Annotated in this window: 9 protein-coding genes; 5 read left to right on the top strand and 4 right to left on the bottom strand. The window is 56.1% G+C overall.

Annotation, left to right across the window (positions count from 1 at the left end; genetic code table 11):
* Positions 1 to 139 precede the first annotated feature (139 nt).
* The 3 genes from dnaA to ACZ5Q2_RS04230 are packed head-to-tail and all read left to right on the top strand — an operon-like array spanning position 140 to position 4,053.
* Positions 140 to 1,606, top strand: a complete 1,467-nt coding sequence (dnaA, locus tag ACZ5Q2_RS04240) for a chromosomal replication initiator protein DnaA (protein WP_432210433.1) — start codon at positions 140 to 142, stop codon at positions 1,604 to 1,606.
* A 53-nt stretch (positions 1,607 to 1,659) separates the two neighbouring features.
* Positions 1,660 to 2,763 (top strand): DNA polymerase III subunit beta, encoded by a 1,104-nt coding sequence (dnaN, locus tag ACZ5Q2_RS04235; protein WP_230713292.1) that lies wholly within the window; start codon positions 1,660 to 1,662, stop codon positions 2,761 to 2,763.
* An 18-nt stretch (positions 2,764 to 2,781) separates the two neighbouring features.
* Complete coding sequence (locus ACZ5Q2_RS04230; RefSeq protein WP_230713290.1) at positions 2,782 to 4,053, top strand: ABC1 kinase family protein; 1,272 nt, start codon at positions 2,782 to 2,784, stop codon at positions 4,051 to 4,053.
* A 68-nt stretch (positions 4,054 to 4,121) separates the two neighbouring features.
* Here the strand turns inward: ACZ5Q2_RS04230 and ACZ5Q2_RS04225 are convergent, their stop codons facing one another.
* Positions 4,122 to 5,327 (bottom strand): ISL3 family transposase, encoded by a 1,206-nt coding sequence (locus ACZ5Q2_RS04225; protein WP_011785425.1) that lies wholly within the window; start codon positions 5,325 to 5,327, stop codon positions 4,122 to 4,124.
* Positions 5,328 to 5,469: 142 nt separating this feature from the next.
* Here ACZ5Q2_RS04225 and recF point away from each other — a divergent pair, with 142 nt between their 5' ends.
* Both recF and gyrB read left to right on the top strand, forming a co-directional pair.
* Positions 5,470 to 6,612: a DNA replication/repair protein RecF gene (gene recF, locus ACZ5Q2_RS04220; protein ID WP_230713288.1), complete on the top strand. Its 1,143-nt coding sequence runs from the start codon at positions 5,470 to 5,472 to the stop codon at positions 6,610 to 6,612.
* A gap of 67 nt (positions 6,613 to 6,679) precedes the next feature.
* Positions 6,680 to 9,094 carry a DNA topoisomerase (ATP-hydrolyzing) subunit B gene (gene gyrB / locus ACZ5Q2_RS04215; RefSeq protein WP_152436929.1) on the top strand — a complete coding sequence of 805 codons (2,415 nt, stop codon included), beginning with the start codon at positions 6,680 to 6,682 and terminating at the stop codon, positions 9,092 to 9,094.
* A gap of 89 nt (positions 9,095 to 9,183) precedes the next feature.
* Here gyrB and ACZ5Q2_RS04210 read toward each other — a convergent pair whose 3' ends face one another.
* The 3 genes from ACZ5Q2_RS04210 to ACZ5Q2_RS04200 all read right to left on the bottom strand — a co-directional run bounded on the left by ACZ5Q2_RS04210 (position 9,184) and on the right by ACZ5Q2_RS04200 (position 13,485).
* Entirely contained in the window at positions 9,184 to 9,945 is a 762-nt protein-coding gene (locus ACZ5Q2_RS04210; protein ID WP_152436930.1) for a VC0807 family protein, read from the bottom strand.
* A gap of 102 nt (positions 9,946 to 10,047) precedes the next feature.
* Complete coding sequence (locus tag ACZ5Q2_RS04205) at positions 10,048 to 11,772, bottom strand: carbohydrate-binding module family 20 domain-containing protein (RefSeq protein ID WP_230713286.1); 1,725 nt, start codon at positions 11,770 to 11,772, stop codon at positions 10,048 to 10,050.
* 435 nt (positions 11,773 to 12,207) lie between these two features.
* Positions 12,208 to 13,485, bottom strand: a complete 1,278-nt coding sequence (locus ACZ5Q2_RS04200) for an aspartate aminotransferase family protein (RefSeq protein WP_061331418.1) — start codon at positions 13,483 to 13,485, stop codon at positions 12,208 to 12,210.
* Positions 13,486 to 13,489 lie beyond the last annotated feature (4 nt).

The following is a 13,489-nucleotide window of genomic DNA, read 5'->3' as shown; positions in this document are numbered from 1 at the left end:
ATGTTTCCACAAGCTGTTTATGACAGTGATTGTTGGCCTTTTACTGTGGGCCACGGCGGGGTAGAATCCGGGGTCACCTTGAGCGTCGGGAAAAGCCTTTTCCGATGTGAGAACAGTCAGGTTTCGGGAGCAGGCGGTCGTGCCTAACAGTATGTGGCATCAATGTCTTGAAGTACTCCGGGATGAGTTTCCCGCGCAACAGTTCAATACCTGGTTGAGACCCCTCCAGTCGGATCTCCGAGAGGGGCAGCTGATGCTGTTTGCGCCGAACCGTTTTGTAATGGACTGGGTTAATGAAAAGTATCTGCGCCGTATAGAGGAAGTCCTGAAGGACCTCAACGGTGGTCAGGCGCCGCGGGTTCAGATGAAAGTAGGGTCGGCGCCCCGTGAAAGTGAACCGGTGGTGCGCTCGGTGGTTGAGCCAAAGCCGGCTAGTCTGGCCGACGAAATCGGGCAGCGGGTAACCGAGGAAGAGAAGAGTGTCGCGGCAACTGTGGCCGGTTCTACCTCAGCGGGTGTCAGCCGCAGTGCGCAGAAAATAAATGGCGAACGCCGGCCGGTACAGGTGGAAGGTGACATCAAGCACCAGAGCTTTCTGAATGAGACCTTCACCTTCGAGACCTTTGTTGAGGGTAAGTCCAACCAGCTGGCCCGTGCGGCCTCAATGCAGGTGGCTGAGAACCCCGGCGGAGCCTATAACCCGCTGTTCCTGTACGGCGGTGTCGGTCTTGGTAAAACCCACCTGATGCATGCCATCGGTAATGAAATCGTCCGCCGTAATCCCAAGGCGAAAGTCGCTTACCTTCGATCTGAACGGTTCGTTGCGGATATGGTCAAGGCTCTGCAGCTGAACGCCATCAACGAGTTCAAACGTTACTATCGATCTGTGGATGCGTTGCTGATTGACGATATTCAGTTCTTCGCCCGGAAAGAGCGCTCACAGGAAGAATTTTTCCATACCTTTAATGCGCTGCTTGAAGGTGGCCAGCAGGTCATCGTGACCTGTGATCGGTTTCCGAAAGAAATCGTCGATATGGAAGAGCGATTGAAATCCAGGTTTGGCTGGGGTCTGACGGTAATGGTGGAGCCGCCTGAGCTGGAAACCCGGGTGGCGATTCTGATGAAAAAAGCTGAGCAGGCCAATGTGAAATTGAGCAGCGAGGCGGCATTCTTTATTGCTCAGAAGATTCGATCAAACGTTCGAGAGTTAGAAGGCGCGCTTCGTTTGGTGATAGCGAATGCTCACTTCACCGGGTCTGAGATTACCCCTCCATTTATCCGGGAAAGCCTGAAGGATCTGCTGGCGCTGCATGAAAAGCAGGTCAGTATCGATAACATCCAGCGCACGGTGGCGGAGTACTACAAGATCAAGGTGGCCGATCTATTGTCCAAACGCCGCACCCGGACGGTGACCCGGCCCCGCCAGGTGGCCATGTCCCTGGCCAAGGAGTTGACCAATCACAGCCTGCCAGAAATCGGCGACGCCTTTGGTGGCCGTGACCACACCACGGTGTTGCATGCTTGTAAGAAGATTGTGGAACTCCAGGAAACGGACCCTGGAATCCGCGAGGACTACCAGAACTTTATGCGATTGCTGACCACCTGACCGGGTGGCTATCAACCAACAACATTCACTTCCGACAACTGAAGCCGAGTGCCATGAAACTGACCATAAGCCGTGAATCCCTTCTTACTCCTCTGCAAAGCATTGCTGGCGTTGTGGAAAAGAAACAGACCATGCCGGTCTTGTCCAACGTGTTGCTGGAAGCTGAAGACAACACACTGACACTCACCGGTACCAATATGGAAGTTGAACTGGTCGGGCGGGTTACGCCGGTCCACGTGGACCAACCGGGCAGGATCACGGTACCGGCCAGGAAGCTGTCTGATATCTGTCGGGCACTCGGTGACGAAGCCCCGATTGATCTGGCGCTGGAAGGTGACCGTCTGCACGTGCGAGCGGGCAACTCCCATTTTACCTTGTCGACCCTGCCGGCTGAGCACTTTCCCAACGTGGAAGACGAGCCGGAAAGCTTCCGCCTGGAGCTGCCTCAGAAAGAACTGGGCCGGATGCTGGACGCCACGGCGTTTGCCATGGCCCAGCAGGATGTTCGTTATTACCTTAATGGCCTGTTGCTGGAAGTAGACAGTAGCCATGTGCGGGTGGTGGCGACCGATGGCCACCGCCTGGCCATGGCTCATTCCGACCTGCAAACCGGTTGCCCGGAACCCCGGCAGGTGATTGTGCCCAGAAAAGGCGTGTTGGAGCTCGCCCGCCTGCTCGACGATGTGGAATCGCCAGTCACCCTGGTGATTGGTGACAACCACCTGCGTGCGACGGTGGGCGCGTATACCTTTACCTCCAAACTGATCGAAGGCAAGTTCCCGGACTACAACCGGGTTATCCCCAGGGGTGGGGATAAGGTGGTGCTCGCTGACAGGGCAACGCTGAAGAACACCTTGCAGCGGGCCGGTATTCTGTCTCACGAGAACATTCGCGGCGTACGCCTGAACCTGGCACCGGGGGAGCTGCAAGTGTTCGCCAACAACCCGGACCAGGAACAGGCCGAAGACGCACTGCCGGTGGAGTATCAGGGCGAATCCCTGCAGATCGGTTTTAATGTAGGCTACCTGATCGATGTGATGAATGCGCTGGATGAGGCCCAGGTGAAGATTACCCTGTCGAACCCCAACAGCAGTGCATTGATCGAAGCAGAGAACGACAACAGCTGCCTGTATGTGGTCATGCCGATGCGGCTGTAACCTTTCCGGAGGAATTTAATGGGTGCCGTAACGAACGGAATCAAAGGTGCTTTCAGGGTTGGTCAGACACTGTCGGTGCTTGGCCGTACCGGGCTGAATTGGGTTCGGGGCGATCGCCCCCCTACCCCGAAACTGCTGCGCCAGACGTTTGAGAATCTTGGGGCCACCTATATCAAGCTTGGTCAGTTTATAGCGAGCTCCCCCACGTTCTTTCCAAAAGAGTACGTGGAAGAGTTTCAGTATTGTCTTGATAAAACCCCCAGTCTTCCATTTGGCGTGATCAAGCGCATTATCCGTGAGGAACTTGGGCGGCCGATTGATCAGGTGTACTCGGAAATCGATCCGGTGGCTCTGGCGTCGGCATCAATTGCGCAGGTTCATGCGGCGAAACTGGTGACTGGCGAAGCCGTGGTTATCAAGGTTCAGAAGCCTGGCGTGGAAAATATTCTGCTGACCGACCTGAACTTTCTGTACCTGTCCGCGCGGATTCTGGAAACCCTGGCGCCGAAGCTGTCGTGGACATCCCTGTCTGGCATTGTTGAAGAAATTCAGCAGACCATGATGGAAGAATGCGACTTCATCAAGGAAGCCAATAATCTGAAGGTGTTCCGGGAATTCTTGCTGAATACCCATAACGACGACGCGACCGTGCCCCGGGTATATGAGCAGTGCAGTACTCGCAGAATCCTGACGATGGAGCGTTTCTATGGCGTTCCGCTGACGGATCTCGACAGCATTCGCGGTTTTTCCAAAGATCCCGAACGTACCCTGATCACCGCCATGAACACCTGGTTCGCCAGTCTGACCCAGTGTGAGTTTTTCCACGCGGATGTGCACGCTGGCAACCTGATGGTGCTGAAGGACGGGCGCGTCGGGTTTATCGATTTTGGTATTGTCGGGCGCATCAGGCCGGACACCTGGCAGGCGGTCAGCGATTTCATATCCGCGATTATGGTCGGTAACTTCGACGGTATGGCCGATGCCATGATCCGGATTGGCGTCACCCGTCGCACGGTGAGGGTGGATGAGCTCTCTGCCGACCTGCAACGCCTGTATCGTCAGATGGACCGAATGGTCCCGGACGACGTTCCCTATGAAATGGGTCAGGCGGAGGATGACGTTAACAATATTCTCATGGATATGGTGAAGGTGGGAGAAAGCCATGGGCTGCACTTTCCCCGGGAGTTTGCGCTGTTGCTGAAACAGTTCCTCTATTTCGATCGGTATGTGCATATCCTGGCACCGGAGATGGATGTGTTTATGGATGAACGGTTGACCATGCTCCATTAACGAGCGTCGCCGCCACGCATCTTGTACACTAAGGCAATGTCGTGTTCCGGCATTGCCTTTTTTTAGGTTCATCGCGCTTTACCGGGAAATGCTGCTTTTATCTTCAGAAAGAAGTAGTCGTTATCCCGGTAGCCGTAGGCCACCCGCTTGATCACCTTGATCTTGTTGTTCATTCCCTCCAACACACTGGTGTTCAACCGGTAGACCGCGCTGGCGATAATGCCGTCGACGTAGCCCTTGAGGCGCCTGGCAAACTGCTGCACGGGGGCCAGCCCACTACTCATAGCCAGATTTAGCCAGTCTTGCCAGCGTTGTCTGGCATCGGCCTCTGAGGGAGCGTACCAGAGCTCTTTGAGCTGGTCTTTCAGGACGTAGACAGTCATCAGGGGCTGGTTGGCTTGCAGCAGTTCTTCGAGCTTCAGAGCCTGCTCGTCCTTGAGGTTGCCTCGGTTTCTGAGCAACAGCCAGCGACTTCGTTTCACTACTTTGCGAGCCGGCTTGTCGTGTCGAAGCTGATTGGCCTGATCGACCCGGACACGGTCAATCACTTCCCGTCCGAACTTTGCTACAACGTGGAACAGGTCATAGACCACCCGTGCTTGTGGGCAGTGGTGCTGAACTTCCAGGTCCATGGCGGTATTCATATCCATCGCCACGGCTTCGATCTGGCCACAGGTTTCCGGCCCCAGCCATTCAAAGAAGGGGCGTACCGCTGCTCGACTGCGGCCTTCTCCAACCCAGAGGACTTGTTGAGTATCCGCATCAATCGCCACGGTGGCGTAGCGGTGTCCCTTGAACAAGGCGAACTCATCCATGATCAGTCGACGAATCCGGCGTTTATCTGGCTCAGTCACTTCTCGTTTGAGGCGCCGATGGTCGATGGCCTTGACCGTATGCCAATGCAACCCTAGCAGCGTTGCCACATGTTGGATCGGCATCAGTCGTACCAGGGATTCAATCCAACTGACCATGCCTGCCGTCAGACGCTGTCGCCCTGGTAACCAGCGAATCTGTTCAAGCTTGGGGCCACAGGTCGTACAACGAACTCGGCGAACTGGCACGTCCAGCCAGACGCGGTATTGGAACAGGTCGCGTTCTCGGACTCGTCGGGTGCTGATGTCATGGATGGCAAGCGTGTGCTGATTACAACCACTGCAGCATGGCAAGTAATCGTCGGCAGGTTGCAGTCGGATGAGCAGAGATTGAGCGTCAATCTGGGCATACGATTCTATCGTGAATCCTTCCCAGAACAGGGCAAGAGGATTAGCATTCATAGGGACGGCGGTGAGTCGGTCAGGTTTGTTGTTTTGGCGAACTCAAAACTAACCGGTTTGACCGCCGTCTCCTACTTTTTCACGCTAACCCGCGATGAACCTTTTTTTATGCTCCGACCCCGGTGATGAGAATTCCTCCTTTATGGCGCTTGTGAAACTCCAGACCCAGAATTTCCGAAACCTGGCGCCGGACCCTGTCGGTTTTTCACCTTCCTTTAATCTGTTGTACGGCGCTAATGGCAGTGGTAAGTCCAGTGCCCTGGAAGCGATTGCTTATCTGGGATTGGGGCGGTCTTTTCGGGTGAGTCGGCATCAGGCGGTGGTCAGCCATGGTCACAGCAAGTTAACGGTGTTTGGCGCTCTGGACAGTGGGCTCAGCAATAATGAGGACCAAAGTGGTACGGCGGAAGGCAGCACCGGCATCGCCCATCGGCTGGGAATATCCCGGGATGTATCTGCCAAGGAAACAGCGTTAAGGGTTGATGGCGAAGCTGTACGCAGTTTGTCATCCCTGGCCATGCATTTGCCCGTGTCGGTGATTGACCCAGGGGTATTCGACATTGTGGCTGGTGGTCCCGGAAAACGGCGGCAGTTTCTGGACTGGTTAGTGTTCCACGTGGAACCTTCCTTTTCGGTAATGTGGCAACAGTGCCAGAGAGTGACATCACAGCGGAATCAAACGCTCAGAAATGGTAGACTGGACGAATCTCTGCTCCGGGTCTGGGACAGTCAGTTCGGTGCCCTGGCGGAAACCCTGAGCGATGTCAGAGAGCAGGTTTTCAGGCAGTTCAAAGCGGCGTTCGATTCGGTGCTGCAGGAGCTGGATGCCAGCTGGACGGAAGGTCTGAAACTTGAGTTCTATCCGGGCTGGGATCGGTCCCGCTCGCTAGTGGATATACTGGCAAGCCACCGGGAGCAGGAGCGCCGTATGGGGCATACGTTGTATGGCCCTAATCGGGCAGACATCCGTCTCAAGTTAGGTGGTCGGCCGGTTGCAGAAACCTTTTCCCGGGGGCAGCAGAAGACACTGGTTATTCTGATGAAAATTGCCCAGGGAAAGGTGTTGAGTGATCTGGGTAAGCAGGTGACTTTCCTGCTGGACGACATTAATGCCGAACTGGATGTGCGCCATCGGATCATGCTGGCGCATAAGCTTCAGGATTTGCGTTGTCAGGTGTTTATCACCTCTATTGAGCATCCGGAACCTGACGTGCTCTGGGGCGACCGTGATGCACCGGAATACAGAATGTTCCACGTGGAACATGGAAAATTGACGGAAGAATAGACTGGCATTGGCGGCGTGTACCGTTTTCCGCTGAACCTCGCCAGTATCACCTTCAGGAGTCTCATTAATGAGTGAATCGAACTACAATTCCTCCAGTATCAAGGTCCTGAAAGGACTGGATGCGGTGCGTAAGCGCCCGGGCATGTACATCGGTGATACCGATGACGGCACCGGCCTGCACCACATGGTCTTTGAATTGGTGGATAACTCCATCGATGAGGCTCTGGCTGGCTACTGTTCCGAGATCGGGGTCATTATTCACCCTGACGAGTCTATCAGCGTTAAAGATAATGGCCGCGGCATTCCGGTGGATCTCCACGAAGAAGAGGGTGTTTCCGCTGCCGAAGTCATCATGACGGTTCTGCACGCTGGTGGTAAGTTTGATGACAACTCCTACAAGGTCTCCGGTGGTCTTCACGGTGTGGGTGTTTCGGTGGTTAATGCCCTGTCCTCTACCCTGACCCTGACGATCCGGCGTGAGGGCAAGGTTTACGAGCAGACCTATACCCACGGCGTACCTAACGCACCCCTGGCAGAAGTGGGTGAAACAGAAGCGTCCGGCACCAAGGTGCACTTTATTCCCTCACCGGAAACCTTTACCCATATTGAGTTTCACTACGATATCCTGGCCAAGCGCCTGCGGGAACTGGCGTTCCTGAACAGCGGCGTGCGTATTCGCCTGACCGATGAACGCAGTGGCAAGGAAGAAGTGTTCGAGTATGAGGGTGGTTTGCGGGCCTTCGTAGAACACCTGAACACCAACAAGACGCCAATTAACCGGGTGTTCCATTTCACCCGTGATCGAGAAGACGGCATCTCGGTTGAAGTGGCGATGCAGTGGAACGACGCCTTCCAGGAGAACCTTTACTGCTTCACCAACAACATCCCCCAGCGGGATGGTGGTACGCACCTGGCGGGCTTCCGCGCCGCCCTGACCCGTTCCCTGAATAACTACATCGATCATGAAGGTCTGGGCAAAAAGGCCAAGGTAGCCACCACCGGCGACGATGCCCGTGAAGGCCTCACCGCCATCATCAGTGTGAAAGTACCCGACCCGAAATTCTCCTCTCAGACCAAGGACAAACTGGTCTCCTCTGAGGTGAAAACCGCCGTTGAGCAGGAACTGTACCAGAGCTTTGCCGAGTACCTGCAGGAGCAGCCGAACGAGGCCAAGCTGATCGTCAACAAGATGGTTGAAGCAGCCCGGGCGCGGGAAGCCGCCCGCAAGGCTCGGGACATGACCCGCCGCAAAGGCGCCCTGGACATCGCCGGTCTGCCCGGCAAGCTGGCGGACTGCCAGGAAAAAGACCCCGCCCTGTCCGAACTGTTCATAGTGGAGGGTGATTCTGCGGGTGGCAGTGCCAAGCAGGGTCGCGATCGTAAAACCCAGGCCATCCTGCCCCTGAAAGGTAAGATCCTGAACGTGGAGAAAGCCCGTTTCGACAAGATGCTGTCGTCTGCGGAAGTGGGTACCCTGATTACCGCACTGGGTTGCGGCATCGGCCGGGAAGAGTTCAATCCGGACAAGCTGCGCTACCATTCGATCATCATCATGACCGATGCGGACGTGGATGGTTCGCACATCCGTACCCTGCTGCTTACGTTCCTGTTCCGCCAGATGCGGGAAATCATCGAGCGCGGTCACGTGTTCATTGCCATGCCGCCCCTGTATAAGGTCAAGCGCGGCAAGCAGGAGCAGTACCTGAAAGACGAGAAGGCGAAAGAAGCCTACCTCACCCAGACTGCCCTGGACGGCGCTCAGCTGTTCGTGAATCCGGAGGCTCCCGCCATCAAGGATTCCGCCCTGGAAACCATGGTCAAGGACTACCAGGCGGTGATGGCGATGATCGAACGCCTGTCCCGCGCCTACCCCGCGAAGGTATTGCAGCAGATGGTGTACAACACCACCCTCAAGCCGGAGCAGCTGAAAGACGAGGCGGCGGTTGCCAAGTGGGTTGCACATCTGGGTGATGGTCTTGAACTGGATACCCGCACCGGCACCAAATACGTATTCTCGGTTACCCGGGACGAAGAGCGTGGCTTGTATCTGCCGATGGTTACCATCTATGTGCATGGTATTCCCCATGAGCACATCTTCAGCCATGACTTCTTTGAATCATCCTCCTACAAGGCCATTGCCCGCCTGGGTGAGACCCTGGAGGGGTTGATTGACGAGGGTGCCTACGTGCAGCGTGGCGAGCGCAAGCAGGTGGTGTTGTCGTTTGAGGGTGCTCTGGACTGGTTGATGAAAGAGGCCCAGCGTGGTCTGAACATCCAGCGCTATAAGGGATTGGGTGAGATGAACCCGGAACAGCTGTGGGAAACCACCATGGACCCGGAAAGTCGCCGCATGATGAAGGTCACCATTGAAGACGCCATCGCTGCCGACCAGATCTTCACCACCCTGATGGGTGATGACGTGGAGCCGCGCCGGATCTTCATTCAGACCAACGCCCTGGAAGTGACCAATCTGGACGTGTAACCACACTGACAGACTGGCATAAAAAAAACGGTGGTACCCGACGGGGCCACCGTTTTTTGTTATCAGTCAGGAATTTTTATTCCGAGAGATTACTTCGAGGATTCCGCGCGTTTCTGTTCCTTCTCTTTTTCCTTCTCCACCAGGTGCTGAGCCATCACCTCTTCCAGAGTATACCCGGTCAGGCGGCGGATGGTGCGCCACAGGTAGTAGAAGATCAGCATCATCATGATCATTGAGGGAATGGCGATCATCGGATAGCTCACCAGGGTCATCCGTCCAAGCTCTTCGTTGAACGCCTGAGTGCCCGAGGGGCTGACCACGATCCACTTGGCCAGCACATAGTTCATGATCGAGGAGAACAGGAAGGTACCGGCAAAGAAATAGCTGGCGTTGAGCAGCCGCGCCTCGAACTCGTCAACACAGCCCTTCTCTTCCAGCGAGGCGTGGATCTTATCCACATCCAGAATGTTCGGGTTGTACAGCAGCGTTCGTACCAGTGGGTACTTGGTCCGGGTGGATATCAATACCGCAAGACCAATCACTGCCGGTACTGCCGCCTCCTTGATGGCCAGCCAGCCGGCGTCCAGCTCCAGTAACCCGATACCGCCAGTCAGGCCAACGCTGATCAGGCCCAGCAGGGCAATGAAGTTCTTTTTGCGGTAACGGATGAGCTCGAACAATCCCCAGCCAAGAGGAAACGCGAGGCCAATGACCAGTGCGTTGACACTGCCAAGATGCTCGTCACCACTGAACTTCATCAGTATGACCGAGGGAATGATGATACTGACCAGAAGGTCAACCCACGGTCTGGGTTTGTGGTCGGGAACGGAAGGGTTAGTCTGGGACGTCATGGTTACCGCCTATCGATGAATCGACGGCAGGCGCCTGAAAAGGCACTGCCGGAAAGAGCTTCCGGCAGTATACGACGAATTGAAGGCCGAACGTAACCGGACTCAGAAGCTACCGGACGAGCTGATGGATGAGCCCGCCGCGCCGGTTTGCACCTGGTTATTGGCGCCGCTTTGCCACACCAGTTGGGCATCCGGGTCTGACTCGCTGCGTTTGATGCACTTCCACTCTAACGGCGTGTTCGCAGGCATGTCGAAGCTCCCGGACCAGGTTGGATAATTGTCTGGATCCAGTTTCAGCGCATTCGCAGGTGACCAGTTGCCCAGGGTGGCATGATTGCCGGTAACGTAGACACTTTGTCCCCAGTCCGTGGTGCCGTTGCTGCACTGGAAGGTGACGCTGGCCTGCTCCCCGTCTGAACCGTTGCCGTTGTCTCCTTCATCGCCACCACAGTCAGCGCCAACATGCAGGGCCGCCGCTTCCATGGGCGCCACTGACAGGCTCACCTGCCCACCCTGCACGGTTGCGCAGCTACCGCCACCGGCTACGTTACGATAGTGACCGTCGGGCAGGCCGGTCGTGAAGGTTCGAGCCAGGGTACTCCCTTCCCGGTTGATGGCCACAAAGCCCTTGTTGCCACGGCTGAAGGCGATCTGGTTATTACCGTTATCCCACCAATGGCTGACGCCGGAACCATCCGTCACGTTGCGGAAAGCCACCATGTTGGCAATCGAGTCCCAACGGTGTTCACAAATCCAGGCGCCGCCACATTGTGCGCTACCATTCTGGTAAACCGCCTGGGCGGGTGGTCCCTGGTCGCCATCCGAGAAGCTGTAACTCGACATCACCTTCGGATATCCATAGGGCCAGGCCAACATGAACACATTGGCGAGGTTATACAGGCCGCCATCCTTGTAGGTAACGATATTGCTGCCACCGGCACCATGGCCCCGCTGATTGTCGTGGTTGTCTGTAAACACCACCGCATCAGCACCGGCCAGGAAACCCCAGCTTTCGCCAAACCCGTTGAGATTGGCCAGGCGCTGATTCTTGAACACGTCGCCAATAGCCGCGCTGTAGCGGAATTCGGTAACATCGGAAAGCCCGGTGTACTCGCCGGCACTCACCGCCTCCCCGCCCAGGTCTATCACTTCCTGGAAGACATACAGTGGATTGTTCACCCGGTTCAGGATGCCACTGATATCCGACGGCGACATATGCTTGGCAGCGTCGATTCGGATACCTTTCACACCAAGTGCGGTCAGTTGGTTCAGATACCCGGCTAGGGTGTCCTGAACGTAATTGTCTGCGGTGTTGAGATCGGGCAGCCCTACCAGCTGGCAGTTCCGAACCCGCCAGGCATCGGTGCCGTAGTCTTCCGGATTGATGCCGCAGGGTGTATGAAAATCATTGCTGCTGTAAATCGGATAACTGAGGGAGGTTGAGCTGTACGCTGAACCCGCAGTGCCGGTACCACTGCCATTGGCCATATGGTTGATGACCGCATCGGCGTAAACATCCACGCCGGCCGCGTTACAGCGCTGGACCATATCAGCAAACGCGCTGGCGTCGCCACTGCGGCTGTTAAGCTGGTAACTCACCGGCTGATACCGGGTCCACCAGGCACTGCCCTGAATGTGCTCCTGGGGCGGTGATACCTGAACCGCACTGAACCCTTTGGGGCCCAGGAAGTTTTCGCATTCCTGGGCGACGTCGCTCCATTTCCATTCAAACAGATGCACAAAGGCTCCGGCCTGGGCCTGTTGCGTTGGCAATGTCAGTGCCAGTCCGAGCGCGGCACCGGTTGCCAATCGGGAGAGTGAGATCATTGCATGCTCCTGTGTTGTCATTGTTGTGGTGCATTTGGGATCAGCCTCGGTTGTCGGTTTTTTGTTCAAACGGGCTGATACTCACAACATGCAATGATCAATGATTAGCCAACACATCCTTGGAGCAGATAAAAGGGGCGTAGGCACAGGAAGGGTATATTTTTTGGTCACATCGACTGTCTGAGCGACTGGAAATCTCCGCCTTTCGAAGATCCTGCAAGGCCCGCTGTGAGGTAGTGCTCTCCAAAACACGCTCCTTGCGGCACATCCATGTGGCGCTTGGGCTCCGCCATCCATGGCTCCGCACAGTTTTGGAGAGCACTACCTCACACCGGTCCCGGTCATTGTGCAGGTATCAATAAGAGTGACCTTCAGACTGTCATAAAAAAGCCGGGCACAAGCCCGGCTCTCTGGAACTGAAAGAAAGCGCCAATATCAGGCACCCACCTCCTTCAGGCATTCCTCAACAATGTTCAGGCCCTCTTCCAGTACCTCATCTTCGATGGTGACTGGCATCAGGAACCGCAGAGTGTTGCCGTACATACCGCAGCTGAGCAGTATCAGGCCCTTCTCCTTGGCTTTCTTGGTTATCGCCGCTACCAGCTCTGGCATTGGCTTGCGGGATTCCTTGCTTTCCACCAGCTCAAACGCGGCCATCGGCCCCATGTTACGGGCGTTATCCACGTGAGTGAACTGCTCCTGCCACTGGTCGAACCGGGCCCTCAGCTTGTCGCCCAGGCGCTGACTTTTGCCGAGGATATCTTCCTCTTCGATGACATCAAACACCGCCAGAGCTGCTGCACAGGCAGTGGGGCTACCGGTATAGGTGCCGCCGAGGGAATTCGGGCCAGAGGAGTCCATCACTTTGTCGGTGCCGACAATGGCAGAGATCGGCATGCCATCAGCCATGGATTTGGCCATGGTCATGATGTCCGGCTCAACGCCGCTGTGTTCGATGGCGAACAGTTTGCCGGTGCGGCCAAAGCCACTTTGCACTTCGTCGACAATCAGCAGAATGTCATTGTCATCGCAGATTTTGCGCAGGGCTTTCAGGAAACTGGTCGGGGCGGGATAAAAACCACCCTCGCCCAGAACCGGCTCCAGTACGATGGCGGCAGTTTCGTGGGCCGGGGAATCGGCTTTCATGGTCATTGCCAGGCCACGCAGGGCGTCTTCCTCGGTGATACCGTGGTAAGGCACCGGGTAAGGCGCGCGGTACACCAGGCCGGGCATGGGGCCGAATGAGGTCTGGTAAGGGGCAGCCTTACCGTTCATGGCCATGGTGAAGAAGGTACGGCCGTGGTAGCCGCCATCGAAGCAGATCACGTTGTTCTTGCCGGTGGCTGCACGGGCAATCTTGACCGCGTTTTCCAGCGCCTCGGCCCCGGAGTTGGCCAGCATTACTTTGCCGTGGCCTTTGACGGGTACGGCTTCACTCAGTTTTTGCGCCAGTTTCACGTAGCCCTCATAGGGCATCACCGTCTGGCAGGTGTGCATCAGCTTGTCGAGCTGGGCTTTAACAGCCTCGACCACTTTCGGGTGCCGATGGCCGATGTTCAACACGCCGATACCGCCAGCGAAGTCGATCATGCGCTTGCCGTCTGCGTCCCAGACTTCTGCGTTCAGGGCGTGATCTGCAAATTGATCATTGGGGCTTGCCGCGCCCGCAGCGACGTATCGCTCTTTGAGTGCCTGCAATTCTTTATTGCTCACTTTG

The organism is Marinobacter alkaliphilus, from assembly GCF_055394375.1.
This window is presented reverse-complemented; position numbering and strand designations above follow the sequence as displayed.

What these genes read in the sequence shown, in the direction of transcription:
- gyrB (WP_152436929.1), top strand. Translation starts at nt 6,680, where the DNA reads ATGAGTGAATCGAACTACAATTCCTCCAGTATCAAGGTCCTGAAAGGA.
- ACZ5Q2_RS04205 (WP_230713286.1), bottom strand. Translation starts at nt 11,772, where the DNA reads ATGATCTCACTCTCCCGATTGGCAACCGGTGCCGCGCTCGGACTGGCA.
- ACZ5Q2_RS04210 (WP_152436930.1), bottom strand. Translation starts at nt 9,945, where the DNA reads ATGACGTCCCAGACTAACCCTTCCGTTCCCGACCACAAACCCAGACCG.
- ACZ5Q2_RS04225 (WP_011785425.1), bottom strand. Translation starts at nt 5,327, where the DNA reads ATGAATGCTAATCCTCTTGCCCTGTTCTGGGAAGGATTCACGATAGAA.
- dnaN (WP_230713292.1), top strand. Translation starts at nt 1,660, where the DNA reads ATGAAACTGACCATAAGCCGTGAATCCCTTCTTACTCCTCTGCAAAGC.
- ACZ5Q2_RS04230 (WP_230713290.1), top strand. Translation starts at nt 2,782, where the DNA reads ATGGGTGCCGTAACGAACGGAATCAAAGGTGCTTTCAGGGTTGGTCAG.
- recF (WP_230713288.1), top strand. Translation starts at nt 5,470, where the DNA reads ATGGCGCTTGTGAAACTCCAGACCCAGAATTTCCGAAACCTGGCGCCG.